The sequence below is a fragment of the Haloechinothrix salitolerans genome (genome assembly GCF_042662605.1).
Taxonomy (GTDB): domain Bacteria; phylum Actinomycetota; class Actinomycetes; order Mycobacteriales; family Pseudonocardiaceae; genus Haloechinothrix_A; species Haloechinothrix_A salitolerans.
The window spans coordinates 4,260,156-4,286,142 of record NZ_JBHSXX010000001.1 but is presented as its reverse complement, the minus strand read 5'-3'; the positions used below and the strand labels follow the sequence as shown (position 1 = coordinate 4,286,142).

Annotated in this window: 22 protein-coding genes and 2 pseudogenes; 11 read left to right on the top strand and 13 right to left on the bottom strand. The window is 66.6% G+C overall.

The window, feature by feature from the left end; translation table 11 throughout:
• Positions 1–2: 2 nt before the first annotated feature.
• The 3 genes from crcB to ACFQGD_RS20365 are packed head-to-tail and all read right to left on the bottom strand — an operon-like array spanning position 3 to position 2,087.
• Positions 3–371 (bottom strand): fluoride efflux transporter CrcB, encoded by a 369-nt coding sequence (gene crcB / locus ACFQGD_RS20375; protein WP_345397075.1) that lies wholly within the window; start codon positions 369–371, stop codon positions 3–5.
• On the bottom strand, positions 368–829 hold the full coding sequence (locus tag ACFQGD_RS20370; protein WP_345397844.1) for a fluoride efflux transporter FluC: 462 nt from the start codon (positions 827–829) through the stop codon (positions 368–370). Before ACFQGD_RS20370 ends, crcB begins: the two co-directional genes overlap by 4 nt.
• A gap of 1 nt (position 830) precedes the next feature.
• Positions 831–2,087 (bottom strand): glycosyltransferase family 87 protein, encoded by a 1,257-nt coding sequence (locus ACFQGD_RS20365; protein WP_345397072.1) that lies wholly within the window; start codon positions 2,085–2,087, stop codon positions 831–833.
• Positions 2,088–2,336: 249 nt separating this feature from the next.
• Here ACFQGD_RS20365 and ACFQGD_RS20360 point away from each other — a divergent pair, with 249 nt between their 5' ends.
• Both ACFQGD_RS20360 and ACFQGD_RS20355 read left to right on the top strand, forming a co-directional pair.
• Entirely contained in the window at positions 2,337–2,573 is a 237-nt protein-coding gene (locus ACFQGD_RS20360) for a hypothetical protein (RefSeq protein WP_345397069.1), read from the top strand.
• Positions 2,574–2,578: 5 nt separating this feature from the next.
• Positions 2,579–2,851: a sigma-70 family RNA polymerase sigma factor gene (locus ACFQGD_RS20355; protein ID WP_345397066.1), complete on the top strand. Its 273-nt coding sequence runs from the start codon at positions 2,579–2,581 to the stop codon at positions 2,849–2,851.
• Between the two features lie 875 nt (positions 2,852–3,726).
• Here the strand turns inward: ACFQGD_RS20355 and ACFQGD_RS20350 are convergent.
• From ACFQGD_RS20350 to ACFQGD_RS20335, 4 genes and pseudogenes are all read right to left on the bottom strand, one after another.
• Positions 3,727–5,223: a potassium/proton antiporter gene (locus tag ACFQGD_RS20350; RefSeq protein WP_345397063.1), complete on the bottom strand. Its 1,497-nt coding sequence runs from the start codon at positions 5,221–5,223 to the stop codon at positions 3,727–3,729.
• A gap of 63 nt (positions 5,224–5,286) precedes the next feature.
• Positions 5,287–7,590, bottom strand: a complete 2,304-nt coding sequence (secD, locus tag ACFQGD_RS20345; protein WP_345397060.1) for a protein translocase subunit SecD — start codon at positions 7,588–7,590, stop codon at positions 5,287–5,289.
• Positions 7,591–7,682: 92 nt separating this feature from the next.
• The gene (locus ACFQGD_RS20340; RefSeq protein WP_345397058.1) at positions 7,683–8,063 is read right to left on the bottom strand and encodes a hypothetical protein; all 381 of its coding nucleotides are present in this window, start codon (positions 8,061–8,063) and stop codon (positions 7,683–7,685) included.
• 85 nt (positions 8,064–8,148) lie between these two features.
• Positions 8,149–9,007 (bottom strand): annotated as a pseudogene (locus ACFQGD_RS20335) (IS5 family transposase).
• A 376-nt stretch (positions 9,008–9,383) separates the two neighbouring features.
• On the opposite strand from ACFQGD_RS20335, the gene ACFQGD_RS20330 reads away from it, so the two are divergent.
• Together ACFQGD_RS20330 and ACFQGD_RS20325 are read left to right on the top strand one after the other, a co-directional pair.
• On the top strand, positions 9,384–9,869 hold the full coding sequence (locus ACFQGD_RS20330; protein WP_345399087.1) for a hypothetical protein: 486 nt from the start codon (positions 9,384–9,386) through the stop codon (positions 9,867–9,869).
• A gap of 446 nt (positions 9,870–10,315) precedes the next feature.
• Positions 10,316–11,539: a hypothetical protein gene (locus ACFQGD_RS20325; RefSeq protein WP_345399090.1), complete on the top strand. Its 1,224-nt coding sequence runs from the start codon at positions 10,316–10,318 to the stop codon at positions 11,537–11,539.
• Between the two features lie 188 nt (positions 11,540–11,727).
• On the opposite strand, the gene ACFQGD_RS20320 is transcribed toward ACFQGD_RS20325, so the two are convergent.
• The 3 genes from ACFQGD_RS20320 to ACFQGD_RS20310 all read right to left on the bottom strand — a co-directional run bounded on the left by ACFQGD_RS20320 (position 11,728) and on the right by ACFQGD_RS20310 (position 14,949).
• Positions 11,728–12,633, bottom strand: a complete 906-nt coding sequence (locus tag ACFQGD_RS20320) for a methyltransferase domain-containing protein (protein ID WP_345399093.1) — start codon at positions 12,631–12,633, stop codon at positions 11,728–11,730.
• A 333-nt stretch (positions 12,634–12,966) separates the two neighbouring features.
• Positions 12,967–13,383 (bottom strand): hypothetical protein, encoded by a 417-nt coding sequence (locus ACFQGD_RS20315; RefSeq protein WP_345399096.1) that lies wholly within the window; start codon positions 13,381–13,383, stop codon positions 12,967–12,969.
• Between the two features lie 174 nt (positions 13,384–13,557).
• Positions 13,558–14,949 carry a TrkH family potassium uptake protein gene (locus ACFQGD_RS20310; protein ID WP_345399099.1) on the bottom strand — a complete coding sequence of 464 codons (1,392 nt, stop codon included), beginning with the start codon at positions 14,947–14,949 and terminating at the stop codon, positions 13,558–13,560.
• A gap of 152 nt (positions 14,950–15,101) precedes the next feature.
• On the opposite strand from ACFQGD_RS20310, the gene ACFQGD_RS20305 reads away from it, so the two are divergent.
• On the top strand, positions 15,102–15,584 hold the full coding sequence (locus tag ACFQGD_RS20305) for a cation:proton antiporter regulatory subunit (RefSeq protein WP_345399102.1): 483 nt from the start codon (positions 15,102–15,104) through the stop codon (positions 15,582–15,584).
• Between the two features lie 7 nt (positions 15,585–15,591).
• Positions 15,592–16,806 (top strand): cation:proton antiporter, encoded by a 1,215-nt coding sequence (locus ACFQGD_RS20300; protein ID WP_345399105.1) that lies wholly within the window; start codon positions 15,592–15,594, stop codon positions 16,804–16,806.
• A 10-nt stretch (positions 16,807–16,816) separates the two neighbouring features.
• Here ACFQGD_RS20300 and ACFQGD_RS20295 read toward each other — a convergent pair whose 3' ends face one another.
• Both ACFQGD_RS20295 and ACFQGD_RS20290 read right to left on the bottom strand, forming a co-directional pair.
• On the bottom strand, positions 16,817–18,493 hold the full coding sequence (locus ACFQGD_RS20295) for a cation:proton antiporter (RefSeq protein WP_345399108.1): 1,677 nt from the start codon (positions 18,491–18,493) through the stop codon (positions 16,817–16,819).
• 76 nt (positions 18,494–18,569) lie between these two features.
• Entirely contained in the window at positions 18,570–19,151 is a 582-nt protein-coding gene (locus tag ACFQGD_RS20290; RefSeq protein WP_345399111.1) for an Rv1733c family protein, read from the bottom strand.
• 1,269 nt (positions 19,152–20,420) lie between these two features.
• Between ACFQGD_RS20290 and ACFQGD_RS20285 the strand changes: the two genes are divergently transcribed.
• The 5 genes from ACFQGD_RS20285 (at position 20,421) to ACFQGD_RS20265 (ending at position 25,310) form a co-directional block, all read left to right on the top strand.
• Positions 20,421–21,386 (top strand): class I SAM-dependent methyltransferase, encoded by a 966-nt coding sequence (locus ACFQGD_RS20285; protein ID WP_345399114.1) that lies wholly within the window; start codon positions 20,421–20,423, stop codon positions 21,384–21,386.
• 3 nt (positions 21,387–21,389) lie between these two features.
• Complete coding sequence (locus tag ACFQGD_RS20280; protein WP_345399117.1) at positions 21,390–22,115, top strand: class I SAM-dependent methyltransferase; 726 nt, start codon at positions 21,390–21,392, stop codon at positions 22,113–22,115.
• Between the two features lie 185 nt (positions 22,116–22,300).
• On the top strand, positions 22,301–23,815 hold the full coding sequence (locus ACFQGD_RS20275) for an IS1634 family transposase (RefSeq protein ID WP_425557350.1): 1,515 nt from the start codon (positions 22,301–22,303) through the stop codon (positions 23,813–23,815).
• A gap of 84 nt (positions 23,816–23,899) precedes the next feature.
• Positions 23,900–24,250 carry a hypothetical protein gene (locus ACFQGD_RS20270; protein ID WP_390221086.1) on the top strand — a complete coding sequence of 117 codons (351 nt, stop codon included), beginning with the start codon at positions 23,900–23,902 and terminating at the stop codon, positions 24,248–24,250.
• The gene (locus tag ACFQGD_RS20265; protein WP_345398882.1) at positions 24,216–25,310 is read left to right on the top strand and encodes an integrase core domain-containing protein; all 1,095 of its coding nucleotides are present in this window, start codon (positions 24,216–24,218) and stop codon (positions 25,308–25,310) included. Before ACFQGD_RS20270 ends, ACFQGD_RS20265 begins: the two co-directional genes overlap by 35 nt.
• Positions 25,311–25,815: 505 nt before the next feature.
• Here ACFQGD_RS20265 and ACFQGD_RS20260 read toward each other — a convergent pair.
• Positions 25,816–25,980: pseudogene (locus ACFQGD_RS20260) on the bottom strand (IS256 family transposase); the annotation flags it as partial.
• Positions 25,981–25,987 lie beyond the last annotated feature (7 nt).

The window sequence follows — 25,987 nt, the reverse complement described above, 5'->3', positions numbered from 1 at the left end:
TCTCAGAAGGCGGCCGCCAACAAGAGGCCCGCACCAGCCGCCGCGAAGCCCGCCAGGATCGTGCCGACGACGTTGACCACGGCCTGCCGCCGGGCGCCATCGGTGAGCAGACGCACGGTCTCGTAGCCGAACGTCGAATACGTCGTCAGCGATCCGCACAGGCCGATGCCAACCAGGGAGCGGACCGCGTCGCCGCTTGCGCCGTCCAGGGTGAGCCCAGCGAGCAGGCCGAGCAGCGCGGAGCCGAGGACGTTGACAGTCAACGTGCCGTAGGGGAAGCCGCCATCGCTGCGCCGCTGCACGGCGTGATCGATGAGGTAGCGCAGCACGGCGCCGAGCGCGCCACCCGCCGCGATAAGCAACGCCGTCACGTCGACTCGCTCGTCCGGTTCCGGCGGAGCGCGGCGCGGGTGAGCATGAGCCCCGCCACGACGGCGAACAGCGCGGCGACAACGGTGCCGATGCCGTAGAGCACCGCGACGACGGGTGCGCCCGCCGTGCCCGCGTCGAAAACCTCAACGACGTACGTTGACAGCGTGGTGAACCCACCGAGGAGCCCGATGCCGAAGAACGGCCGGAGCAACCGGTGCGGGCGCCCCGCTTCGGTGAGTGCGGCCATGAGCACGCCGATCAGCAGGCAACCGATGACGTTCGCCAGCAGCGTCGCCCATGGGAACTCACCAGGCGCCGCCGGGAGCGCTACGGCGAGCCCATAGCGCGCGAGGCTGCCGATGCCGCCACCGGCAGCCACCCCGAGCACGACGTCCCACCGGATCGTGCGAGGGGCGACAGTGGCGGCGGACGTCGTCTGTGAGGGCGACGTTCGCACGTCAGCCACCCGCGCTCACCGCCTGCGGTTGCCGCGCACTCGACGTCCGGGGGCGCAGCGCGATCGCGCAGCCGATGATCCAGGCGATGCCCGCGAGTATGTAAAGGTCACCCACGAAGTGTTGCAGCGGCGACCAGGTTAGTTCGATGTCGGGGACACCGGTGGTCCAATCGTGGTTGCCAGGCAGGAATTGGAACGGCGCGATGACGAACAGCAGCAGCGTCGCGCCGGTCGCGGCGGTTAGTGGCCAGCGGGCGCGTGAGCCGTCCCCGAACGCCCGAGCGGTCGCCGTGAGCATCACGACGGACCCCGGCACGATCCACACCCAGTGGTGTGACCACGACGTCGGTGACGCCAGTACGAGGAAGGTCCCCACCAGAGCGAACGCCGTCGCGGGGCCGCTGTGCCGGATCGTGCGCACCACGAGCGCTAGCAGCGCGAGCACTGAGAGGGCGACAAGCACGGTCAGCAGCGGCTTCTCGATGCCGAACCGCGCCAGTGCGGCCGTGACGGTCTGGTTCGCGCGATACGTCGAGCCGGTGATGCGTGCGGTGTCCCCGAACCCGCCGAACCAGTACTCCACCGACGCCGAAAAGCTGGTGAGGAACCCGATGACGGTAGCAGCGGCACCGGTGATCGCGGCGACGAGCGCGGCGCGGTAATCCTTCCGGACCAGGAAGAACAGCACGAACACCGCCGGCGTGAGCTTGATCGCCGCCGCCAGGCCGACCAGCATGCCGCGCGGCCAGCGCGGCGCGCGGGCCAGGCAGTCGGCCGCGACGAGCCCCATGAGCAGCAGGTTGATCTGGCCGAACGAGAACGTGTCCCGCACCGGCTCGAACGTTAGCGACAACGACAGGCCCGCCGCGGCGATCACTGCCGCGCCGCGCGAGCCGCCTTCGGGCCACACCCGCCTGCCGACGAGATACAGCGTGCCCGCTACCGCCACGATGTTGAGCATGAACAGCAGCACGAACGCCGCTTCGATCGGCAGCAGCGCGAACGGGATCGCGGGCAGGATCGCGAACGGCGGATAGATGTAGGGCAGTTCCAGGTCGACGTCGGTCATCGGCAGCGGGCCGTAGATGTCGCCGTTACCGAACCAGACGTCCACGGCGAACCGGTACACCTGGAGGTCGATGTGCGGGATGCCGAGTTGGAGTATGAGGAAGATCACGACGTGCACCGCGACGCCCACGGCGAGCACCACGCGGAACCGCGTGCTGTCGAGTAACCGGTGGGGGATGCTCTGTGTCACGGATGCCTTTCGTCGACTACGGCATGCCTACGTCAGAACACTGAGCTGCGGAGATGAGTGCGCGATACTGGGATCGAACCAGTGACCTCTTCGGTGTGAAATCCGCGCACCCGGTGCTGTGCTGGTCAACGCCGAGCGTACGACACATATGTTTCATCATCGTAGCCACCCTGGGACGGGGCTGTTGCTGTACTTTGGTGCTGTACTACTGCATGGCAAGCTACCTTGACGCCGTCAAGGAAACCTGTCATGGTTGAGGTAGCGGACAGCGCCCGCAAGCACGGCGTCTCTGACGGAGACATGTTGCATGCGTTGCGGGTGCCGCTGCGATTGGTCCGCCAGGGTGACGACCGGGTGCTCTACATCGGCGCCGACGCCGGTGGGCGACTGCTGGAGGTTGTGGTGATCGATCCGGATGGCGAGCAACCGGCGATCATCCACGCGATGCCGCTCCGTCCGAAATTCTATCGATTTCTTGCGAGGTGATGACCATGCCACGGACCCGACAGGAACTGGAGCAGGCAGCGGCTGATGCTGAGGCTTGGCTCGATTCGCTCGACCCGGCCACGGTCCCGGCTGAGGACACCTCCGACCTGCGCGAGATCGGCCTCGCTCTCGGTGAGCTGGTCAATCAGCAGAAGCGCCTTGACGAGGCGGTCGTGGCGGCGCGCCGCAACGGCCGCAGTTGGGGTGAGATCGGGCTCGTGCTCGGCATCAGCAAACAAGCCGCCCGAGAACGCTATGGACAGCTTGTCAACCGCTGACCAGCTGCGCGGTAACGCGGCCACGGCACGCTCGATTGCTGTCGTGCGGCCACGCAGGCGCCTGCCATTCCCGTTGTCCTTGCCGCCACTTGGCGGTGCCGTGTGGAGTCAACCCGGAACCCCGATCCCGGTCGGTGACCATCTACGCAACGTGAGCATGGATTCCTACGGTGAGTGCGGCCGGGATCGGGCGCGACAGCGGGGTTGACCCGACACGGTGCCGTAAAGATCATAGCGGCACAGCGGGGATGCACCCTAGGTGAGTGGCAATGTTGTGGTGACGAATTGATCCCGCTTTCGCACGTACGGCGCGTACGCCGACGGCATGTCTTGTGAGCCCCAGCCAGCGAAGCGGTCGGCTGGGGCTCACGCCTGTTCGGCGCGCGTCCGTCCCCGCGACCTGCGGGAGCGGCTTGAAGACGTACAGAAAGTCATCACGAACTCGACACCGATCACACGACACGATGCACGGCTGCGCGACGCGGCCCTGGTTGCAGCAAACGCGCCCGTTTTCAGAGACCGCTACCCCACAAAATCGCCACACATGGCCATGCGTGCCGTAACGCAGGCCCCGCCCCCGGAGTCCTAGGTGCCAGGGGCGGGGCCCACTGCGGACGCGTGACCTTCGCTTAGCCCAGCGCCCGCGCTTGGGGAGAGAAGTACCCAGTTTAGTAGTCGTCGCCTGGCCTGTCATCCTTGCACGGCTCGTCGCCGTCGAACCTTAGGAGGTCGGTGAGTTGCTCCGGGCTAAGTAGCGTCCCGGCCCCGCTATATGGCCACAGATGCCGAGCACACGACCTCGTCCGGCTTGAGTAGGTGCCGGCGATCTCCACGTCGACGTCCAGCAGCTCGTCGTTGCCGACTGCGGTAGCGCGTCAGTTGGGATGGCCGTGCTCGCCGAACCAGCGGGCGAGTCGGCCGCGCCGCGCGACGGCGCGGAGTCGTTGTTCGGTGGCGTCGCGTTGCGCGGCGGTGGTAACGATGAGCAGTTCGTCGCCGGTCTTGAGCCAGGTTTCGGGTCGCGGGACGAGCACGTGTCGGTCGCGGATGATCAAGCTTATGACGCTGGTGCGCGGCAGTCTAAGTTCCATGATCGACACGCCGTGGAGGCGGGAGGCTTCGGGGACGGTGAGGGTAAGTAGTTCGGCGTCGATGGTGTCCAGTGGTGCTGCTTCGATCTGGACTTCGCGGGCGGTGTCGGCGCTGGTCAGCCCAAGCGCGCGTGCCACTGGGCGGAGGCTGGGGGCCTGCACAAGCGTAAAGATGACCACGAGGACGAACACGATATCGATTAGGCGGTCGCTGCTGGGGACGTTCTGCACCACCGGGAAAGTCGCCAGCACAATAGGAACTGCTCCGCGTAGCCCGGACCAGGACAGGAAGAGCTGGTCGCGCCAGGGTGTCTTGAACCAGCTCACCGACAACAGCACGGACAGGGGCCTGGCGAGCAGGAGCAGGACCAGCCCGACGACCAACGCGGGTACCAGCTCGGCCAGCAGCTCGCTGGGTGTGACCAACAATCCCAGCATCACGAAGAGGCTGATCTGGGCGAGCCAGCCGAGTCCTTCGGCGAAGGATCGGGTGGCGGAGCGGTGGGATAGTCCGCTGTTGGCGAGCACGATTCCTGCCAGGTAGGCGGAGATGAACCCGCTCGCTTGCGCGGCGCCAGCTGCGGCGAACGCGACGATACCGAGTCCGAAGATCGCCAAGGGGTACAGGCCGGTTGCTGGTAGTGCCATGCGTCGCAGGATTTCGGCACCGACACGACCGAGCACGAGTCCGATCAGGGCGCCGACCGCGAGCTGGTAGAGCAGGCTCCCGGCAAGACCGAGCGGGTTGATGTGGAGTGGGGTGCTGCTGAACAGGAGCACGAGGATGACGGTGGGCGCGTCGTTGAAGCCGGACTCGGCTTCCAGCAACCCGGCCAGTCGCCGTGGGAGCGGCAGAATACGGAGCACGGAGAACACGGCCGCGGCGTCGGTGGAGGACACGATCGCCCCCAGCAGCAGGGCGAGCTGCCAGTTGACGCCTAGGAGGAAGTGGGCACCGGCTGCAGTGATCGTCACGCTTACCGCGACGCCAACAGTGGCCAAGAGCCCCGCGGGCGCGAGGAGATTGCGGATGTCGGACCATTTGGTGCTCAGCCCACCTTCGACCAGGATGACCGCGAGTGCGGTCGTGCCGATGTTCTGGGCGAGTTGGGCGTCGTCGAAGTCGATGCCGATGACGTCCTCGCCGAGCACGACGCCCAAGGCGAGGAACAGCAGCAGGCTGGGCAACCCGACGCGGGTCCCGATGCGAGTGGCGATGACTCCGGCAAGCAGGACGACACCAGCGACGAGCAAGGTGGCGTAAAGCTGCTGAAGGGTCATCGCACCACCTCTCGGGCTCCTTCATCGCTGGGTAGCGGATCGCCACCGGAACGATGTCTCGTGTCATACGACGGCTCCGCTGTCCGTGCGTACGTCCGGGCGTTGTGGACGTGGAGACGTGGGCCGTCCAGCTCCGGGGTACTTCTTGTCCAGTAGGATGGCGACGGGACCGGCGGTGGCGACGGTAGACACGGTACCGATGATCAATCCAAGTAGAAGCGCAAGCGCGAAGTCGGCGAGAGATCCGTCACCCAGCACCAGCAGCGCGCCGAGCACGAACAGTACACCGATTCCGGTGTTGACGGTGCGCGGCAGGGTCTGCAGTACCGCGGCGCCGACGATGTGGGCGAAGGATTCTTGTCGTCGGGTTCGGCGGAGTTCGCGTACCCGGTCGAATACGACGACGGAGTCGTTGACGGAGTAGCCGATCACGGTCAGCAGTGCGGCTAGGAACACCCCGTCGTAGGTCTTGCCGAGCCAGGCGAACGCGCCGAGCACGAGTAGGACGTCCTGGGTGAGCGCGACTACGGTGGCTACACCGAGGCGCCAGTCGAAACGTACCGCCAGGTAGAGAAGTTGGGCTGCCACGGCCAGCCCGAGCGCGATGAGTGCCTTGGTGCGCAGTTCCGAACCGAGGCTGGGTCCGATCTTCTCGTCGCTGAGTTGCTCGGTGGACCCACCGGTTTCGGCCACGGCCGCCCGAATCTGTTCGACGGCATCCTGCTCAACTGGTTCGGTCCGCACCGTGAGGGTGTCCTCACCGGAAGCCTGCACCACCGCTACGGGGTAGCCGGCGTCGGCGAGCGAAGCCCTCACCTGTTCGACGTCGACCCCAGCCGAGGTTCGGTATTCGAGCATTCGGCCGCCGGTGAACTCTACCCCGAGGTGTGGTCCGATCACGACCAGCCCGGTCAACGCCAGCCCGACGGCGACACCGGCACCGACGAGCCACCGCTTGGGCCGGGACAGGAAACCCGGCTCGCGTCGGTTGACCCACCGCCTCACCCGCCCTTCGTGGGTCAACCCACTCCACCGGGGCTTTTTGCCGAGGACCGAGCCGGAGGTCGTCTGCAGCAGCACCCGTAGCAGCACCAGGGAAGTGAACATCGACGCGATCACACCAATGGTCAGCGTGACACCGAAGCCGCGCACCGGCCCGGAGGCCAGCACGAACAACAACGCCGCGGCCAACAGCGTTGTCACGTTGGAGTCCACAATGGCCGATAGAGCCCCACGGAAGCCTTTCTCCACCGCCCGTGGTAATCGTCCGCCCGGTTTGGCGGTGTGTTCTTCACGAGTACGTTCGAACACCAATACGGTGGCATCTACCGCCATACCGATGGCCAGTACGAACCCCGCTAGGCCAGGAAGAGTCAAGGTCGCTCCGAGCGCGAGCAGGGCCGCATAGGACACCCCGGCGTAGGCCAGCAGCGCCAGTACCGACAGCAGCCCCGCCAACCGGTACACCGCCATGAGGAACAGCGCGGTTAGCGCGAGCCCGATCCCGGCGGCCCATGCGCTCGCATCGATCGCGGCGGCACCCAAGGTTGGGCCGATCGTGCGTTGCTCGATGATCTCCACCGGGACTGGCAGTGCGCCTGCATTGATCAACAGCGCGAGTTCTTTGGCTTCGGCGTCGGAAAACTGGCCGGTGATGCTGGTGCTGCCACCCATGATCCCGGCTCCGCAACCCACGCCCTGGTCGACCTGCGGGGCAGAGATGATGTCATTGTCCAGCACGATCGCAACCCGCCGTTGCGGGTCACCCAAGGGTGAGCACGCCGCCTGACCGGTCAGCTGGGTCCAGGCATCGGCGGCGTCACCCTTGAACTCGACGTTGACGGACCACCCCACCCCGACCTGCGATGTGCCGTGGGTGGCTTCGTCGACGCCGTCGCCTGTGAGTGCGGCGGGACCTAGTCGCAGCGGCTGGCCGCTTTCGTCGGGCAGCACCCGACTCCCGTCGGCGGAAGGTTTGTCCGGCTGCGTGCCGGGGGGTCCGACCCCGAGTACGGGGTGGAAGGTGAGTTGGGCGGTCCGCCCGATCACCTCCACGGCTTCCTTCGGGTCTTGCAGGCCGGGTAGCTCAATGATGATCCGGTTCTCACCGGAGCGGGCCAGCATCGGCTCGGCCACCCCGAGGGCGTCGACACGGCGGCGCAGTGCCTCGATGGTGCGGTCGGTGGTTTCCGCGTTCGCGGTGACCGTGGGCGAATCGTGGGCTTGTAACATGATCTGGGTGCCCCCGCGCAGGTCGAGGCCGAGGCGCGGGGTGGAGGTCAGGATAAGGAAGACAGAGGCGGCGAGCACGGCCAGACATGCGAAGGTGCGAGTCAGCAGTTCTCGCCGCGCGGCATCACGCGGCACGATGGGTTTTCCTATTCGGGTGAGACCCAGCTGCAATGCAAATGCGCTGCCGGGCGGGACTGCTGGCGCGCTCATGCGCGCCGGGGGACCTGCTACACGCTCACCCAGCCAGGAGGTGCCCGGCCCTGGGCGGTGAAGCCCCGCCACACCTCAGGCAGCGCGGCGCTATCGCTGTCGGCGATGCCCGCCAGCGTCGGCATCGGCACAACCGGGCCCGACGGGGGCGTCGTGGACGGCAGCGATTGATCGAGATCCCCACCCCGAGCAATCGCCGGGGTCGCGATCACGCGCGCCGTAGGCAGTGGCTGCATCTCGGGCTCGCCGTGACGGTCCGCGCGCGACTCAACGGGTGCGGTCTCAGCGCCCGCAGTGGCCAGAACCGTGGCGGGGATAGCCGACCCGCCGCCCCACAGCAACGCAGCCAGCACGAACAGAGCCCATACACCGGGCCGACGTGCACTGGCGGGTGCCATAACACTCCCTCGGGGACGCGTCGCGGTCACCATACTGTCATATGCTGCGGTGACCGTGGTCGGCGACTAGAGCGTGTCTCCCGATTCATCGGGCGAGCATGACGGTGGCGGCGAGGAGTACGCCGCCGAAGTAGGTCCGCGCGTACTTGTCGTAGCGGGTCGCGATTCCGCGCCACTGCTTGAACCGGCCGAAACCGCGCTCGACGGTGTTGCGCTGCTTGTAGAGCTCGGGGTCGAAACCCGGTGGCCGACCACCGGCGGACCCCTTGTCCTTACGGCGTTTGGCCTGGTCGGAGCGCTCGGGGATGGTGTGCCGGAGGCGTCGCCGCCGCAGTTCGCGGCGAGTCGACGGGTGTGAGTAGGCCTTGTCCGCCAGCAGGCGATCCGGCCGGTGCCCGGTCGCGGCCAGGGCCTCGAGCAACGGCGCCAGGCGCGGATTGTCCCCGGCTTGCCCGGCGGACAGCAGCATGGCCACCGGGCGGACACCGGAGGTGACCAGGGCGTGGACCTTGGTGGTCAATCCGCCGCGCGAACGACCGATCGCGTGGTCGTCCGGCTCGGAAATCTTGTCATTCGACCTGGCCCCCTGTGTGGTCCGCGGAGGGCGCGCCGGCGGCATGCTGGTGCGCCCGCACGACGGTGGAGTCCACCGACAGCAACCAGTCCAGCTTGCCCGTATCGGCGTGGTCGGACAGCACATGCTCGAAGATCCGCTCGTACGTGCCGTCGCTTGACCAGCGGCGATGCCGCTTCCACAAGGTCTGCCAGGGGCCGAACTCAGCGGGCACATCACGCCACGGCGATCCGGTGCGAAAGCGCCACGCGATCGCTTCCAGCACCTGACGGTGATCACGCCAGCGCGCACCACGCCGCCCAACATCAGACGGCAACACCGGCTCGATCGACTCCCACAACTCGTCCGTGATCACACCAGTTCTGATCATTCACCGATCATCAGCGAACCACCGGCCGATATTCGGGAGACACGCCCTAGACCGTCGACGGGCCCGACAGCTGCTGAGGTGCCGCGCGAGTTCCGCTGCTCGGTCCCGCGGAACTCCTTCGTCAGTGAGCCATTGGACGGCCATGGCTTCGAACTCGTCGTGTGGGAGTATCGACTCAGCCTCGGAGCAAGCAGGGGCATTCTGGTCATAGCACTTGGCGAGCACACCACTATCCCGTCGCGCCCTTTTCCAGCGGATTCGGCGATGTCTGCCGCTGTCGAATGATCATCAGTGGCCCCGCCGAACTGGTCTTGCATGGGCATGTATGGTGTCACGCGATCGCGGCACCGTGACACCAGCGTTGGGAGCCCCTCTCATGCGGAAAGCCGCCGGAGGACCTGTGCGGGTACGCGGTGCTGTTTCGCGCGTTGGGCCGAGGCTGCACTCGCGGCTGGGCGCGCTCGGGATGCTGCTGGCTATGCTGGGCGCGCTGTCGTCGACGCTCGGCACGACGGCGCTCGCAACTGCCGCGGGCAGCCAGCCACGTCCTGCTGCTGCGCTCGTCACCGCACACTCCGTCGCGGCGGATAGCGACTCCGGGGCGGGCCTTCACCGGTGCGCGAAACGCGCTATCCGAAATGACGGCCCGGACGACGATAAGTTCAAGACCCAGCAAGATCGAGAGCGCGCGGCAAGCAGGAGGGTCGTCGATCTCCAGCTGGACGCTGCCCAGCCAGAAGGCTGCAGCATTCTTCCTCCTGGAGCGACCTTCCAAAATGACCCACCGTCCACTGAGGACCGTTACGAGTATCGGGCGTATCGCACCTTCGACGGCCGCGCCCCGCCCCGCACCAGGTCCTGATTCCGGTAACGGATCGGCCGACGCCTCTCGCTCGAGCGGACCTCGTTCGACCTGGGGCGGAAAACTGACCTGCAGATCGACCCGTACTGCCTGATCGTGGACAGCGCGGTTGTGTCGGATCAACGCGATTCGTTCGTCCAGGTCGATGTGGACCCGCACGCGGAAGTACTCACACGGACGGTCCACGCTCGTCACCATGCGGTACTGATCCAGGGTGTCGGCCTTGCCGATACCGGACCCATCCACCGACTTCGACCTTGCACGCACCGTTCGTCGGCCGTCGCTTCGCCGTCACTGCCAGCTACCACCGCGATGAGGAGCCAGAGCGGGAAGGGCTAGTGGAGCGTGTCGGCCACACGCTGGCGTGAACTGATCAACTGCGGGCCGGCGCGGACAACCGGCTACGAACTCCGCCGGTCGAGCATCACGACACACGGAGCTAACGTATGACATCACCTTCCTTGCCCACTGTTGAGAACTCACAGCGGGTGTATTTGCACATCGGCGCGCCGAAGACAGGTACCAGCTATCTCCAGCACGTGATGGCGCGCAAGCGATCCCAGCTGCTTGAGCTCGGCCTGCTCTACCCGAAATCGGACAATGAGGGGCACTTCCTCGCGGCGCACGACCTGCGCGGGCTCGACTACTACGGCATCTCCGGGTCGAAGATCGCAGGGACCTGGGGCAGGCTCGTCGCGGAGGTGTGCGCCTGGGACGGTCCGTCGGTCATCTCGCACGAGATGTTCTCGCTAGCAGACGCCGACACCGTGCGGCGTGCGATGCGCGACCTCGACGGCCTCGAGGTGCACATCGTGATGACCGCGCGCGACCTGGCGCGACAGATCCCGGCGCACTGGCAGGAGGACATCAAGAACCGCGGCCTGCTCACCTACGCGGACTACCTGCACTCGCTCAAGCGCATCGACGACACGGTCAATCCGTTCTTCGCCAACATCTTCTGGGAGTACCAGAACCTGCCCGACGTGCTCCGGAGGTGGACGGCCGACATCTCACCCGAACGGGTGCACATCGTGACCGCGCCGCCACGCGACGCGGCGGGCAAGGACACGCTGTGGATGCGGTTCGCGCGCACCGTCGGCATCGATCCGGAGCAGTGCCCGGCCGATGTGACGCCCCGCAACCCGTCGATGGGCCTCGTTGAGACGAACCTGCTGCGCCGCCTCAACGCCAAGATCATCGATGAGATGAACGGCCCCAGCTACCACAACATGATCAAGCACTACCTGGCCGTCAACGTGCTCGCCGCACGGTCGGGGTCAGTGCCGCTACGACTGCCTGCTGAAGAGCACGGTTGGGTCACTGAGCAGGCCAAAGAGATCGTTCACGAGCTACGAGAAGCGAAGTACCACGTCGTCGGCGACCTGGAGGAGCTGATCCCGGTGTGGGAGGGTGACGACACCGCCCCGCGCCACCCGGACAGCGCCACCGATGCCGAGTTGCTCGACGCCTCGATCGACGCACTCGTCGGGATACTGCATCGGCTCGACAACCTGCGCAACAAGCTGCACGTCATGCAGAAGCGCAACGGGCTGTCGCCGACGAAGCTCGCCGCCCAGCGGGCGGCGCGTCGGTATCCGAAACTCGCAGTCACGGCGCGCGCCGCCACCGCCTTCAGCCGGCGGATGCGGAACCGCCGGGATACCCGGTGATGGCCATCAGCAGCGGGACCGCCGACAGCTACCGAAACTGGGACGCAGAGCGGCCTTGCTGATCAGCGCCCGTCTCGGCACAGCGGGTGCCGAGACAGGCGCGACTATGCACCTCTGGACGGCACCAGGGAAGTCCGCAGACAGGTCAATCCGATAGGTAATCCGCGTCTTCGGCCGGTGCGTCGTTACTACTGCGTCGAGCGCCGGAGCTCGTACCCCGTCGTGCGCGCCAGCCCGCGGTTGACCAGCTCCCGCCACCTGGTGGACGGTGTCTCGTCCGCGACGTCCTGACCGTTCCCAGTCGTGATCCGTGCCGTGGCGTTTGGAGCCAGCGACGGCGCGGCGGCACCGGTCAGTACGCCGCCGTGCTCAGGCGCGGGTGAATACAGCACCCCGGTACGGCACCGCATCGTGACTCGCTTGCCGTCGGCGTAGTCGCCGACGCGGTTGGCGTCCGGGTGCTCGTTGATGAGTGCGCGCCAGTCGTAGGTGTGCTCGATTCCGAAGTCGTAGGCGCGCAGCATCATCCGCAGCGCGGGCACCGAGGGACGGCCTACCAGTGTCGTCGTGCCGTGCGCGAACTCGTCCAGCGTTGCCTCGCCGGGTTTCTGCGGGCGGTCCTCGTACAGCTTGACGAAGGGCTGTTCCTGATCAGGGACGACCGTGCTGTCGACGATGAAGTACGTCGGGTCGATCCGCCGAACCCGATGGAGCAGCTCGGTGTGCCGGTAGGTGTGGTACATGAACCCGAGGTTCAGCACTACGTCGACGTCGAACTCCTCACGCCGCAGCACGTCGAAGATGTCGCCGCAGATGAACCGGTACGAGTCCGGGTCCGCGCCGTAGTGCGCGAAGTTGGCCTTGGCGTTGTCCACCGCCTCCTGGCGAGACTCGATGCCGGTGACGTGGGCCGCGCCGGTGCGCAGCGCGGCGAAGGACCATCGGCCGTCGTGGGAGGCCAGGTCGAGAACGCGAGCGCCGTCGAAGACGTCGCTGTTCGCCGCGAAGATGGCCTCGTATCGGAGATTCAGTCGATCACTTTCGGACCATACGGTGCTGGTTTCGAAGAAGCGTGGGTAGTCGTCGAAGAACATTGATTTCCTTTCTAGGGCGCCTGCGCCCGCCACAGCGGGAAACCGATACGGCGCCATCGCTCGTAGACGTCGTGCTGGGCAGGCCGACATGCGGGCCTCGCCGTGAAATGCAGGAAACCCCGGTGGTGGTGCGGCAGCGGGCAGCGCGGTCGGAGCCGCAAGGCTTCGCACACGCGGCGATAGGGATCTACACGGGAACGCGGCCGCCGCTACCGAGGTGAGTTGCCGGTCGTGTCGAGCGACGCCAGTGCTGCCGAGTCGGCATCGGGATGGTGCGCCCACCGGCCGTCGCTGGCAGGTGAGCGAGTGGCGTCAACCGGCCTGTCGCCGGAATCAGTGCCTGGCGCGGGGCGGGGCGCGGCCATCGACCGTGCGATACGCCCGATAGTCGTAGTCATCCTCGACCGGCTGACGTGCGGTGAGGACGATTCGTGCTGGAGGCGCGATGCCGACAATGTCGGGATCTGCCCCGGCGACCTGGTGGTCGATGACCCTTCGGGTGGTCGCGCGCTCGTTGTCCTGCGCGGACTTGGCCTGGTGGTCATCGGGGCCATGCGTGCGGTCCGCGCGTATCGCGCACCGGGACCGACCCGCTTCGGAGGCGCTGTCGGCCTCCATGGAATGCCTGGCGACACGGGACTCAGCGGCGCGCGGCTTGCTGTCCGCCGCAGCCGCGAACGCCGTCTCCCCCATCACGACGGCCAGGACGCCCAGCACGGCGAGCAGCACCCAAAGAGCGGTCCAGCGCAACGGGACTCGCCGATCACCCCGCGGAAGGACACTGCCGAGCGGCGCAGGTCCTGCGGCGGATTTCCGCACGAGGAACTCCCAACGCCGGGTTCAGGTGCTGCGACTACGCAGCGACCTTACCTAATCGCACACACACGGTCACCTACCGGGCGGGCCGCATGGCCTGGCCGGCCGTCAGCCAACTATTGGGCGGTCTTCGGGCAGCTCGTATTTGCGGGGCCGGTCGCGTAAGGCGAGGGCGGCTGCGGCGGTGATGGGGCCGAGCCTGCCGAGGAACATGAGAGCGGTGAGCAGGAGTGTGCCTGCGGGTGGCAGGTCACCGGTTATGCCGGTGGACAGCCCGCAGGTGGCGAAGGCTGAGATCACTTCGAACAGTACGCGATCGAGGTCGTAGTCGGTCATGTTGAGCAGGGTGATCGTGGAAACCATCACCAGCCCGACTCCGAGCAAGGCGATGGTCAGGGCTTGACGTTGCACCTCAGCGGGGAGGCGTCGGCCCATGACATGCACGGAGGGTTCGCCGCGGACCTCGGCGAGGATGACGAACGCGAGCAGGGCGAAGGTGGTGACCTTGATGCCGCCCGCGGTGCCGCCGCTGCCGCCGCCGATGAACATCAGCACGTCGAGGACCATCAGGGTTGCGGGTTCCATGGCGGCGGTGTCGACGGTGTTGAAGCCGGCGGAGCGGCTGGTGACGCTGGCGAACAGCCCGGCAAGCAGCTTGCCGCCGACGCCGAGCGGTCCCATGGTGTCGGGGTTGGACCATTCGACGGCGAGGATCGCGCCGAACCCGACGACGAGCAGGGCCACCGTGGTCAGCACGGTGATCTTGCTGTGCAGGCTCCACTGCCTGGGGTTTCGGGCGTTGCGGGCCAGTTCGAACAGCACCGGAAAGCCGAGACCCCCGAGGATGACCGCGGTCATGATCGGCACGGTGATCCAGGGATCGGACACGAAGCGGGTGAGGCTGTCGCTGTAGAGCGAGAAGCCGGCGTGGTTGAACGCGGACACGGCATGAAACAGACCGGTGTAGAGCGCCTCACCGAACGGAGCGCCGTGGCCGAGGGCGAGCCGGGCGGTCAGGACCACGGTGAGGATTGCCTCGATGAGGAGACTGATCTTGACTACGTTGATCAGGATCCGTTTCAGGTCGGCGATCCCGAGGGTGCGACGTTCGGCGTGCGCGGTCAGCTGCAGGCGCAACCCGAACCGGCGTGAGACCAGCAGGCCGAGCACGGACGCGGCGGTCATGATGCCCAGCCCGCCGACCTGGAACAGGACGAGGATCACGATCTCGCCGAAGGTGGACCAGTGCTCGGGGGTGTCGACCACGATCAGCCCGGTGACGCACACTGCGGATGTCGCGGTGAACAGCGCCACGGTGAACGGGGTCGAGACCCCGGACTCGGTCGCGATCGGCAACATCAGCAGCGTCGCGCCGAGCGCGATCGCTAGCGCGAATCCGACGAACAAGGCCCGGGAGGGATGCGCGCGCCGCCGTGTGGCCGCTCGACCACGCCGTAGCCGCCGCAGAGGCTGCAACAGAGGCGAGAGTGTCGCGGTCATGACTACTCGCAACCTCCAGCCCACCGTGTCGTGCCGGATGTGAGCGTAGCCGGTCGACCACCCGCTGTCTTGCCAGGTGCGACCGGCAGGGCCTGCCCCTGGGTGGCGACGGTGCGGCGCCGGGTCGGCGATGGTGAGCTAGGTTCTGGGGTATGCATGTGGAGGTGACACCGCTTCCGGGGATCGGTGTACGCATGGATTTCGCGGTCCACGGCGGACGGCGGGTGGGGGTGATCAGTCATCGGGACGGTCATCTGGAGCTGATCGTCTCCCGCGCGCAGGATCCGGACGCGTCGATCGCGTCGCTCCCGCTGACGACGGACGAGGCCATGACCCTCGCGAACCTGCTTGGCGCGCCGCAGCTCGTCGGGTCCCTCGCGGAGGAGCAGCGCGGAGTGTCGGGGGTCAGCACCAGGCAGATACCGATCAACCCGGACTCGCCCTTCGACGGCCGCACCCTCGGCGAGACGAGGCTGCGTGCCCGCACGGGGGTGTCGATCGTGGCGGTGCTGCGCGCGGGCCAGGTGCAACTATCCCCCGGCCCGGACTTCACCTTCACCGCAGGAGACGTCCTGGTGGCGGTCGGCACGCCGGAGAGACTGCAGAACGCGGCGAACATCGTGACGAAAGGGTGAACGGGCAGTGGATGACCACACCGTGATCGCCCTGATCCAGCTGGGGGCAGTGTTCTTCGGCCTGGGCCTGCTGGGCAGGCTGGCGCAGCGGGTCGGGATGTCGCCAATCCCGCTGTACCTATTGGGCGGGCTGGTGTTCGGCGACGGCGGCCTGGTCAGTCTCACCAACATCGGCGAGTTCACCCACCTCGCGGCGGAAATCGGCGTCATCCTGCTGTTGCTGATGCTCGGTCTGGAGTACACCGCCGGCGAGTTATTCACCAGCATGCGCCAGGGCTGGGCTGCTGGCGTACTGGACATCGTGCTGAACGCCGCGCCCGGCGCGACCATCGCCCTCGTCCTGGGGTGGGGCTGGCAGGGCGCGCTGGTGATGGGCGGGGTCACCTACATCTCCTCGTCCGGGGTGATCGCGAAGATCCTCAACGACCTGGGCCGCACCGGTAACCGGGAGACGCCGGTCGTGCTGTCGCTGCTGGTGTTCGAGGACCTGGTGATGGCGGCCTATCTGCCGATCCTCAGCGCCGCGCTGGGCGGGGCCGCGTTGCTGACGGGGCTCACCACGGTCGGTGTGTCGTTGCTCGTTGTCGCTGCGGTGTTGTTGGTCGCGGCGCGGTTCGGCCGGTTCGTGGCTGCGCTGCTCTACAGCGAGAACAACGAGATCTTCCTGCTCAAGCTACTCGGCTCGGCGCTGCTGGTCGCTGGACTGGCCGAGTCCGCGAACCTGTCGGCGGCTGTCGGGGCGTTCCTGCTCGGCATCGCCATCGCCGGACCGGCCGCGCACAGCGCCACGAAGCTGCTCGAGCCATTACGGGACCTGTTCGCCGCCGCGTTCTTCGTGTTGTTCGGCCTCAACACCGACCCGAGCGCCATCCCCCCGGTGCTCGGGTGGGCGATCGTCCTCGCGATCACGACCGCCCTGACCAAGATCGCCACCGGCTGGTGGGCGGCCAAACGACAGGGCATCGCGCCTATCGGGCGAGCGCGCGCCGCCGCTGGGTTGATCGCGCGTGGCGAGTTCTCCATCATCATCGCCGGACTCGCCGTCGCGGCAGGGGTCGGCGGCAGCGAACTGGCGGCACTCGCGGCGACCTACGTGCTGATCATGGCCGCGTCCGGACCGATCGCCGCCCGGTTCGCCGAACCCATCGCCCGCAAGCTCACACGCACGGCCACGCCAGCCGCAGCGGACCCTGCCCGCGATACCGCCGACACCGCCGCGTAAGCGACGGCGGTCATCCGCCCGGCCGCCGAGGGTCATCGTGGTCACCGGGCTCAACAACGTCGATGCCGTCCTCATCGGTGAGAGCATCGGCGATAGCGGTCGCCGCGGCGGCGAATGGGTTGAGCACCCGGTCCGCGCCAGCTCGCCGGAGCTGTTCCGCGTCGTGCTCGGTGTGCGCGGTAAGCGCGATCCGTCCGTCGTACCGGTGATGGCGCAGGTCCTGCAACAGGGCCAGGTTCACGTGTAGCTGCGGCACGGTGCTGATCACGAAACGAGCACACTGCAGCGGCAAGGTGTCCAGGAAGTGCACGTCATCGGCGGTGCCGAACACCGCAGTCACACCGCTCCGCTGGTTGCCCTCGACCCGATGGCGGTCGAAATCCACCGCGAGGACACGGTGCCCAGTCGCGGTGAGGTGGTCGGCCAGCCGGCTCCCGAAGCGCCCCAGACCGTAGAGGATCACGTCGACGTCGCGATGGTGGTCGTCGAGCGTGGTTCCGCGGTGACCGGAGCGTTCGAAAATGCCGAGCCGGTGCTTGATCCGGTCGTAGATCGGGTACGAGTACAGGATCAGGTAGGTCGACACCCCGATCGTGATCAAGCCGACGACCGTGATCAGGCTGACCGTCGACGAATCGATGTGTCCGAGAGACAGGCCGAGCGCGGCGAGAATAAGGGAGAACTCGGAGATCTGCGCGACAGTCAGGCCGGCCAGGAATCCCACCCGAACCGGGTACCGCATCACCGCCATGATCACGATAACGATCAGCGGGTTACCGATCAAGACGAACAACGAAAAAATCGCGGCGGCGGTCAGTTCCTGGGCGGCCTCGTCGAACTGCAGCATGGCACCCAACTGCAGGAAGAAGAACAGCAGCAGGAAGTCGCGCAGGCTGACGAGTCGTGCGCCGAGCGCGTCGCGGTAGCGAGTCGACGCCAGCGACACCCCCGCCAGAAACGCGCCGACTTCGGAGCTGAATCCCAGCCACTCGCTCAGCGCGGCCACTGATACCGCGTAGGCCACGCCAAACAGGACGAGCAGCTCTTGAGAGCGGGCGACGTGGTGGATGAGCCATGGCAGCACGAACCGCATCAGCAAGGCCAGGCCCGCGAGCAGTCCGAGGCCCTTGGCCAGTACTAGGACGATGCCGAGGGTGATGTTGTCGCCGGTCTGCTGACCGAAGGCGGTCAGCCCGATCATCGCCAGCACGACGACGATGTCCTGCACGATGAGGAACCCGACCGCGATGCGGCCGTGCAACTGCTCGAGTTCGCGCTTGTCGGATAGCAGTTTGACGATGATGATCGTCGACGAAAACGTTAAGGCCACGGCTACATACACGGCGGTGACCGTGTCCATGCCGAGCGCGAGCGCGATCCCGAACCCGATTACGGACGTGAATAACACCTGGCCCAGTCCGGTGGCCAGCGCGACAGGTCCGGTGGTGCGGATCAGGTGCAGGTCCAACCGCAGGCCGACAAGGAACAGCAGGATCGCGATCCCCATCCGCGCGAGCAGCTCGAAGGTGGCATCGCCGGCCACCCAGCCCGTGCCGGTGGGGCCAACCAAGATCCCGACCGCGATGAACGCGACGATCAACGGCTGTCGTAGCCGGATCGCCACCATCCCGGCCGTCGCGGCGATGGCTAGTACAACCGCGACCAGGGAGAATGCGTGTAGCTCCATAGGCCCCGCCGATCGCGTTTCCGACTTCACCGTCTCTTTACCGTACCGTCAGGACATAGAAGGCGGGCCGTGTCGGTTACAGACCCTTTCCGGACAAACCCCTCCATTCGCGGTCCCAGGCGGCATAGCGTGCCCGGTCCAGCAGCATCCGCACCAGACACACGACCACGGACAGTGCCACAACGAGCCCGAGCCAGCGCAGCGCTGCCGAGACGACCGCGATGACGACGATGTCGGTGTGGGTCAACGGCGGATAGGTGACCTTGCCCTGCGAGTCGATCCAGATGGTGATCTCGGTGCCCTTCTGCGCTCCGTGCCGAGCGGGTACCCTGCCCTGGCGGATCTCACCGGCGGGCGTCTCCCAGGACGCGCGAAGCTGCACGAGCCCGTGCGGTCCGCGCCTGATTCCGCCGGGAGCTGGGGCGTTCTCCTGCAGCACCGCGACAGTAGCTACTCGGGACTGCCGTTGCTCAGCGACCCTGTCGACCCGTTCGGCATACTCTGCGGACGAGCCGACGGCAACGACCGGGATAGCTGCCAGTGCGATCACAACGCAGCAGACAACGAGCAGCCGCTCCCAACGATCCCAGGACCGAGCGAGGGGGCTGCGCCCGCTGTGCAGCAGGCGCCGCAGCCATCCCACGGTTTCGCTGGACATGCCGGGTTCCATTTACACCTTGCCCGTCAGCGGACAGGTCGATGGTAAGACGAAACCCCTGCTCAGGGAACTCAGCCGAACGCGTCAAGCTTGACATGCCCAGCGGATGACAGGTGCTCACCGTGCGTTCCGCAGCAGGCCAGCTGCGGCTCCGCTGAGCCCACTTGCTCCTGCGGGGTGGCTCAGCCCGAGCAGAACCAGCAGCAGGGCGAACGGGATCCCACGCCGGGCTGATCTTCGCTGCCCGCTGCGCCCGAATCGCCTTCCCACGGCGCCTGCTCTCTCAGGTGGGCCAACGTACGCGACGCCGGAATCGCGTTCACAACTCGGAGCGACGAGCGCGTGGCTATCGGCTCTCGCGGACCTGTGTGTCGAGGCCACTCGAGCCCATGTATGGTGTCGTTATCTTGCCGCAATCTTTACCCCGGCTTTGGGAGCGCACTCGTGCGGATGCCCGTCGCAGGGTCTGCGATGACGCGTAGTGGCCTTGCCTGCGGTGACCCGAGAGCGTGGTCGCGCTTGGCCGCGCTCGGAATCGTTGTCGCGGTCCTGGGCGCTGTGGCCGCGGTCCTGGGTGCGACAGGGGTGTCGCCCGTTATGGCTGGTCAGCCACGAGCTGCTGAGCCTGCCGCGTCGGCGCATTCGCTCGAATCCGATCGGGGTTCGGGTGCCGGTCGTGACCGATGCGCGCAACGTGCGCACCCGCGAGGTGGCCCCGAGGATCGCAAACTGAAGAGTTCCCAGGATTGGGAACGCGCCACCAGTCGGCGAGTCATCGACCATCAACTGGCCGCGGCAGAGCCCGCGGGCTGCGACATCCTTCCTCCCGGGCAAACCGTCCTCTGCGTTTCTGGGCCGCCTGAGGACCATTACGAATATCAGCCGTATCGAACCTGCGACGGCCGCGCCCCGCCTCACACCATGTGCTGATCCGGCGACGGGCTGGGCGCCGCCACCTGCCTTATCTGTGGCTGGCCTGCCTGCGCGCCATCCCTGAGCCCGAATCACTACCACACGGTGTCGCACGCTTCGTTCGACACCGACGTGAACGCTTGCCTCGGGCAGCTGGCGCATCGCTGTATTACACCCCTGTGGCTACCAGCGCGGAGCGCATTCCGCACTGCGCTGCATTCGTCGAGGTGTCCCGTGCAGCAGTTTCGCGCCTGCTCCTGCTTCGACTGCCTCTGACCCGAGGATCGGCGGCGCCGGCGCTTTCCTTGCCGACCGCTACCGCTGCCGAGGGTGAAAGCATCCAGAAAGGCACAGATAATGTTCTTCGATGATTTCCCACGATTTTTTGAGACCAGTTCGGTCATCCCGAAACGCGGTCGTCTCAACCTCCGCTATGAGGCCATATTCGGAGAAAACAGCGACATTTTCCAAGGCGCTCGCGTTCTCGACCTGGCCTCCCACGACGGCCGATGGTCCTTCGCGGCGCTGCGCACGGGCGCGGCCCATGTCACCGGCATCGAGGCCCGCCAGGAGGCGGTGGATAACGCCAGTGCCAATCTCGCGCATTACGGCGCCGATCCGGACAGCTACCGATTTATTTGTGGCGACATTTTCGATGTCCTGAGGCGTGAGGATTTCGAGGTGGACGTCGTCCTTTGTCTCGGCTACCTGTACCACACGTATCGGCACACCGAGCTGCTGTACCGGATCCGCCAGATCGACCCGCAACATCTACTCGTGGACACCCAGGTCGTGCCGGTCCGGGACAAGCCGTTCGTTAAGTTGTATGTCGACCGTCCGCATAAGCCCGGTGAGGCCGCACTCGACCCGTTCTCGCATGGCATGACCACGCTGGTCGGCCGCCCGTCAATCCCGGCACTGCAGATGATGCTGCGCGCCTACGACTTCGAAATCGAGCACACCTGCGACTGGCACGCGCTCATGGCCAAACACCCCGACGCCGGCATCGTCCACGACTACGCCAACGGCGAGCGCGTCACCCTGCGCTGCCGATCTGGAGCGTCGATCCCACCGACGCCCAGCGCAACGACCGGATCCGGTGTCAGCGGCAGCACCTCGACCACCATCACGCCACCGGACGCGTCGTTGATTCCCACCGTCGCGGCGCCCAACGAGGCGGAGCAGCCGGTCGCGCGGGTTACCGCGCGGAAGGGCTGGCGCGACCTGGTCAACCGCGGGCTGGCACGAGCAACCGGCTACGAACTCCGCCGAGCAGCGCGATCGCACCACCAAGCCACCGGTAGCGAACCGTCACAGGAGTAGGCAATGCACGATCACGACAGCTACGGTGAAGGCGCGTTCACGGCGGCAACCGGACGTTCCTTGGAGAACGATCGCGGGAAGCCGAACTATCTGCGGTACCAGCGCGAACTGATCGGCGAGCACTGCGGGCGAACCGTACTAGAGGTCGGTGCCGGTCTCGGTGAGTTCGCGGAGGGATTCACCGGGCTCGACCGTTACGTCGTCACGGACGTCGATCCGGGCGCGGTGGCACGGATGAGGCGACGGTTCGCCGACCGCCCCGAGATCGAAGTCGACACGTTCCACATCGACGGATCCACCCCACTATCAGAACCGGTGGAATCATTGGTGTCGATCAACGTGCTCGAGCACATCGACGACGACGTCGCGGCGCTGCGCGACATGGCGAAGTCCGTCGTGCCCGAAGGAACGATCGTGTTGTGGGTGCCCGGCTACCAGCGGCTCTACGGCGAGTTCGACCGCAAAGTCGGCCACTTGCGCCGCTACACCCCTCACACCATCAGCACCGCCGTGCGCGCTGCCGGCTTACGCGTCGACACCGCGCGCCCAGTGAATTTCATCGGCGGACTCGCCTGGTGGGCCGCGGTACGCAAGGGCGGTGTACGCACACCCAATCCGAAACTGGTCTCGCTCTACGACCGCTACGCCGTGCCCGCCACCAAAAGCATCGAGCGGTTCGTCACGGTGCCATTCGGCCAATCGATCCTATGCGTAGCGCGCGTCGTGTAGACCGCGGGTCTACTGTGCCACCGAGGAATCAACACATCGGTCAAGCATGTACACGCGCTCAACGACACCAGTAACCTGACTTGGCTCATGATCGCCGGTTGTGATCGAGCTCGATTCGTTGACCTGCGGTTTTGCTGCGCCCATGGTGCGGATTTGCGCACTAATTCGGATCGTAGGGTGGTCCGGTGGCGTATGTGCGCACGGTGAAGACGGCTTCGGGAGCGACGGCGGTGCAGATCGTGCACTCCTCGCGGCGAGGATCGCGCGACATCGAACATGTGGGCTCGGCGCACGACGAAGCTGAAGTTGAGCTGTTGAAGGCGGCCGCAAGGCAGCGGTTGGCCGCGGGGCAGGGCGAGCTTGACCTCGACCTCGCGCCCGCCGGGGAGGCAGGCCGCAGGGCTGGCGGGCCGTTGCCGATCACCTCGTCGCGGATGGGGCATCTGTGGGACGCACTCTCGCAGGCGTATGACGCGCTGGGCTTCGATGTTGCTGCTGATGGCGACGAGATGTTCCGGTGCCTAGTGTTGGCGCGGATCATCGAGCCGACCAGCAAGCTGGATGCGCTGCGAGTGCTGGAGGAAGTCGGGACCGGCCCGCCGTCGTATGCGACGGTCAAACGCCACCTGCCTGTCTACGCCCAGGAATCGTGGCGGGAGCGGTTAGCAGCGGTGTGCGCCGCGCACGCTGGCCTGGGCCCGGCGTCGCTGGTCCTGTATGACGTCTCCACGTTGTACTTCGAGACTGACGCCGGTGATGGGTTCCGCGAACCCGGGTTTTCGAAGGAACGCAGGTTGGAGCCCCAGATCACCATCGGGCTGCTCACCAACGCCACCGGTTTCCCGTTGATGGTCAACGCATTCGAGGGCAACAAGGCCGAGACCGCCACGATGCTGCCGACCCTCGAGGCGTTCATGGCCGCCCACCGGCTCACCGATGTGACCGTGGTGGCCGACGCGGGGATGATCTCGAAGGCCAACCAGCAGGCGATCGAGAAGGCGGGGTTGTCGTTCATCCTCGGCATGCGCATCCCCGATGTCCCGTACGTGGTTGCCGAGTGGTACCAGAAGCATCCCGATGCCGCGATCGCCGACGGACAGATCTTCACCCAGCCCTGGCCAGCCGGACACACCGACAACCGCCGTGACCAGGTCATCTACTACCAATATCGCGCTGATCGGGCGCGGCGCACGCTGCGCGGCATCGACGAGCAGGTCGCCAAAGCCGAGAAAGCCGTCGCCGGCAAGGCCGCGGTCAAGCGCAACCGGTTCGTCCAACTGTCCGGCGCGACCAAGACCGTCAACCGTGACCTGGAGGCCAAGGCACGGGCGCTGGCCGGGCTGAAGGGCTATGTCACCAACCTCGCCGCCTGCCCCGACGGCACACCGGTGACACCGGAGTTCGTGATCGGCGCCTACCACCGACTGTTCCAGATCGAAAAGTCGTTCCGGATGTCCAAGCACGACCTGCAAGCCCGACCGATCTATGCCCGCAAACGCGACTCCATCGAGGCGCACCTGACCATCGTGTTCGCAGCACTCGCAATCAGTCGCTGGATCGAAGACCGCACCGGCTGGTCCATCAAGAAGTTCGTACGCACCGCCCGCCGCTACCGCACCATCAAAATCCAGGCAGGCAGCCAGACCATCACCGCCGCCGACCCGCTACCGGCCGACCTCAGCGTCTTGCGTCTGAGTTAGATGACCATTTGATCTTTGAAATACCCAGCCACGAAGCGGTGTGTCTGACCGTTCCGGAGGCTGATGATGACGTCCAATACGCCCATGAAGGCACGCAAGCAGCGACGGCTGCTCTCGCCGAGCCAGAAGTACGAGATGTATGTGTCGGTGCTGACTGGGCAGTGCACGCAGCGGGAGGCCGCGCAGAAGTGGAAGGTCGACCGCACCACGGTGACCACGATCTGCCGTACCGCCAAGCAGGGCGCGCTGACCGCGCTGTCGGCTCGGCCGGGCCGGCCGGGCAAGACAGTCGAGCAGCTGGAGTTGGAGGAGGCGCGGGCGGAGGCCGAGCGGCTGCGCGCCACGGTGACCGAGCAGGCGGTGGCGCTGCATCTGCACGAGGAAAACCCGCCTGGGGCTGATGGCCGGCCCGGTCCCGGCGCGGGTGCACGCTGACGTGAAGGCCGGCCTACTCGAGTTGATCGAGCACGCCGTCGAGCGTGGCTGGTCGGCGCGGCGGGCATGTGACCGGCTGGGCCTGGAACACGGTCGCTACCAGGCGTGGCTGGCCCGCCAGGCCGCCGGGCGGCTGGACGACCTACCGCCGGGCGGGCATCCCCTGCACGGGATCCTGCCGGGCGAGCGGGCCGCGGTCGTGGAGCTGTTCGAGACCTGGGGCGAGACCGACCGTAGTCATCGCAAGCTCGCCCACCGCGGCTCGCGGATCGGACTGGTGCATGTCTCCGAGTCCACGGTGCGGCGGATCCTGGCCGCCGAACGGCTCGTTCTTCCTGGTCAGCCGCCCCGCGAGCCGATCGGTCGGGCGGAGTGGCCGCCCTGGCTGGAGTGGAAGCCCAACCGGGTGTGGGGTTACGACTTCACGCACTTCACCCGCGCCCGGGTCGCCGCGATCGCGATCCTCGACATCGTCTCCCGCAAGTGGATCACCACCCTGGTGTCGGCCGAGGAGTCTTCCACCCAGGTCGAGGTCGCCTTCACCGACGCGCTGGAGGCCGAGAACCTGTGGGCGGCCGCCGACGCCCGCGCGACCGACGCGCTGGTGGCCGCGCTGGCCTCCGGCGACCGCGACGCCGTCGGCACCGCGATCGGTGACGGGCAGCTGCCGTTGCTGCTGGCCATCAGCGACAACGGGCCGCAGATGCGCAGCCACACCACCCGCGAGTTCCTCGCCGGTGTGGCCATCGCCCGCCAGTTCGGACGGCCCGGCACACCGACCGATCAGGCGTGGATCGAGACGCTGTTCGGGCACGTGAAGGGCGAGTGGCCGCACCTGGAAAAGATCCGCGACCCCGGCGAGCTCGAAGCCGAACTCGAGCTCGTACGGGCCCAATACAACGGGGTCAGGCTGCACGCCGCCATCGGGTATGTCACGCCCGACGACGAACACGAAGGACGAGGTGACGCCATCCGCAAGAACCGACGCGACGGACTCGCCCAAGCACGCGAGAACCGCCTGGCATACCGTCGAAGCAGAGCACCTGAGGAGAACCAATGACCACGCACCGGCCGTGGCTGGGTATTTCAACCCGCGATTGGTCAATTAACTCAGACACACCTCACTCAGCGACGCGCTCGACGCCATCCACCAGCACGACAGTGCGCACTAAATTGAGCCAAGTCGGGGAATCAACACATCGGTCAAGCATGTACACGCGCTCAACGACACCAGTAAGGAGGTCCACACCGTTCCCGGCGTCGGGCGGATCGCGCACCGCCAGGGCGACCAGGGCACACCGTCCAGCCTCGCAAAACCCGCCCGAGAGCTGACCAACCCGGCGTGGGAGGACCGGTCCGGATCTCCCACGCCGGTACCGGCTGCCACGCCACGCCGCCCGAGGAAAGCCGCATCCGCGTCTGGTCACCCGCGTTCCCGGATGGTCTCAGCTCCGGCACGAAGAACCGCGGCACGCGCACGCTTCACTGCGCTCCGCCGAACGCCACAGATACCAGCGCCGGATTCGGCGGGTCCGTAACGTGAACGGTGTTTCCGGCGTAGTTGGTCAGTAGGTCTCGGCCGCCGGCCAGCGGTCACCGAAGGTGATGGCGAATGCGTTGATTACTGGCTTCCAGCGCATCATCCATCGGGTGGCTCCCGTCCCGGTCGGGTCGAGGCTTCGGGTGACGAGGTAGAGGCATTTCATCGCTGCTTGCTCGGTTGTTCTGTGGAATCAG

Coding starts and splice junctions, on each gene's coding strand:
- ACFQGD_RS20355 (WP_345397066.1), top strand. CDS start 2,579: ATGCCACGGACCCGACAGGAACTGGAGCAGGCAGCGGCTGATGCTGAG.
- ACFQGD_RS20270 (WP_390221086.1), top strand. CDS start 23,900: ATGAAGGCACGCAAGCAGCGACGGCTGCTCTCGCCGAGCCAGAAGTAC.
- ACFQGD_RS20340 (WP_345397058.1), bottom strand. CDS start 8,063: ATGGCACCCGCCAGTGCACGTCGGCCCGGTGTATGGGCTCTGTTCGTG.
- ACFQGD_RS20325 (WP_345399090.1), top strand. CDS start 10,316: ATGACATCACCTTCCTTGCCCACTGTTGAGAACTCACAGCGGGTGTAT.
- ACFQGD_RS20285 (WP_345399114.1), top strand. CDS start 20,421: ATGTTCTTCGATGATTTCCCACGATTTTTTGAGACCAGTTCGGTCATC.
- ACFQGD_RS20265 (WP_345398882.1), top strand. CDS start 24,216: ATGGCCGGCCCGGTCCCGGCGCGGGTGCACGCTGACGTGAAGGCCGGC.
- ACFQGD_RS20330 (WP_345399087.1), top strand. CDS start 9,384: ATGCGGAAAGCCGCCGGAGGACCTGTGCGGGTACGCGGTGCTGTTTCG.
- ACFQGD_RS20350 (WP_345397063.1), bottom strand. CDS start 5,223: ATGACCCTTCAGCAGCTTTACGCCACCTTGCTCGTCGCTGGTGTCGTC.
- ACFQGD_RS20320 (WP_345399093.1), bottom strand. CDS start 12,633: ATGTTCTTCGACGACTACCCACGCTTCTTCGAAACCAGCACCGTATGG.
- ACFQGD_RS20360 (WP_345397069.1), top strand. CDS start 2,337: ATGGTTGAGGTAGCGGACAGCGCCCGCAAGCACGGCGTCTCTGACGGA.
- ACFQGD_RS20280 (WP_345399117.1), top strand. CDS start 21,390: ATGCACGATCACGACAGCTACGGTGAAGGCGCGTTCACGGCGGCAACC.
- ACFQGD_RS20290 (WP_345399111.1), bottom strand. CDS start 19,151: ATGTCCAGCGAAACCGTGGGATGGCTGCGGCGCCTGCTGCACAGCGGG.
- ACFQGD_RS20305 (WP_345399102.1), top strand. CDS start 15,102: ATGCATGTGGAGGTGACACCGCTTCCGGGGATCGGTGTACGCATGGAT.
- ACFQGD_RS20310 (WP_345399099.1), bottom strand. CDS start 14,949: ATGACCGCGACACTCTCGCCTCTGTTGCAGCCTCTGCGGCGGCTACGG.
- ACFQGD_RS20295 (WP_345399108.1), bottom strand. CDS start 18,493: ATGGAGCTACACGCATTCTCCCTGGTCGCGGTTGTACTAGCCATCGCC.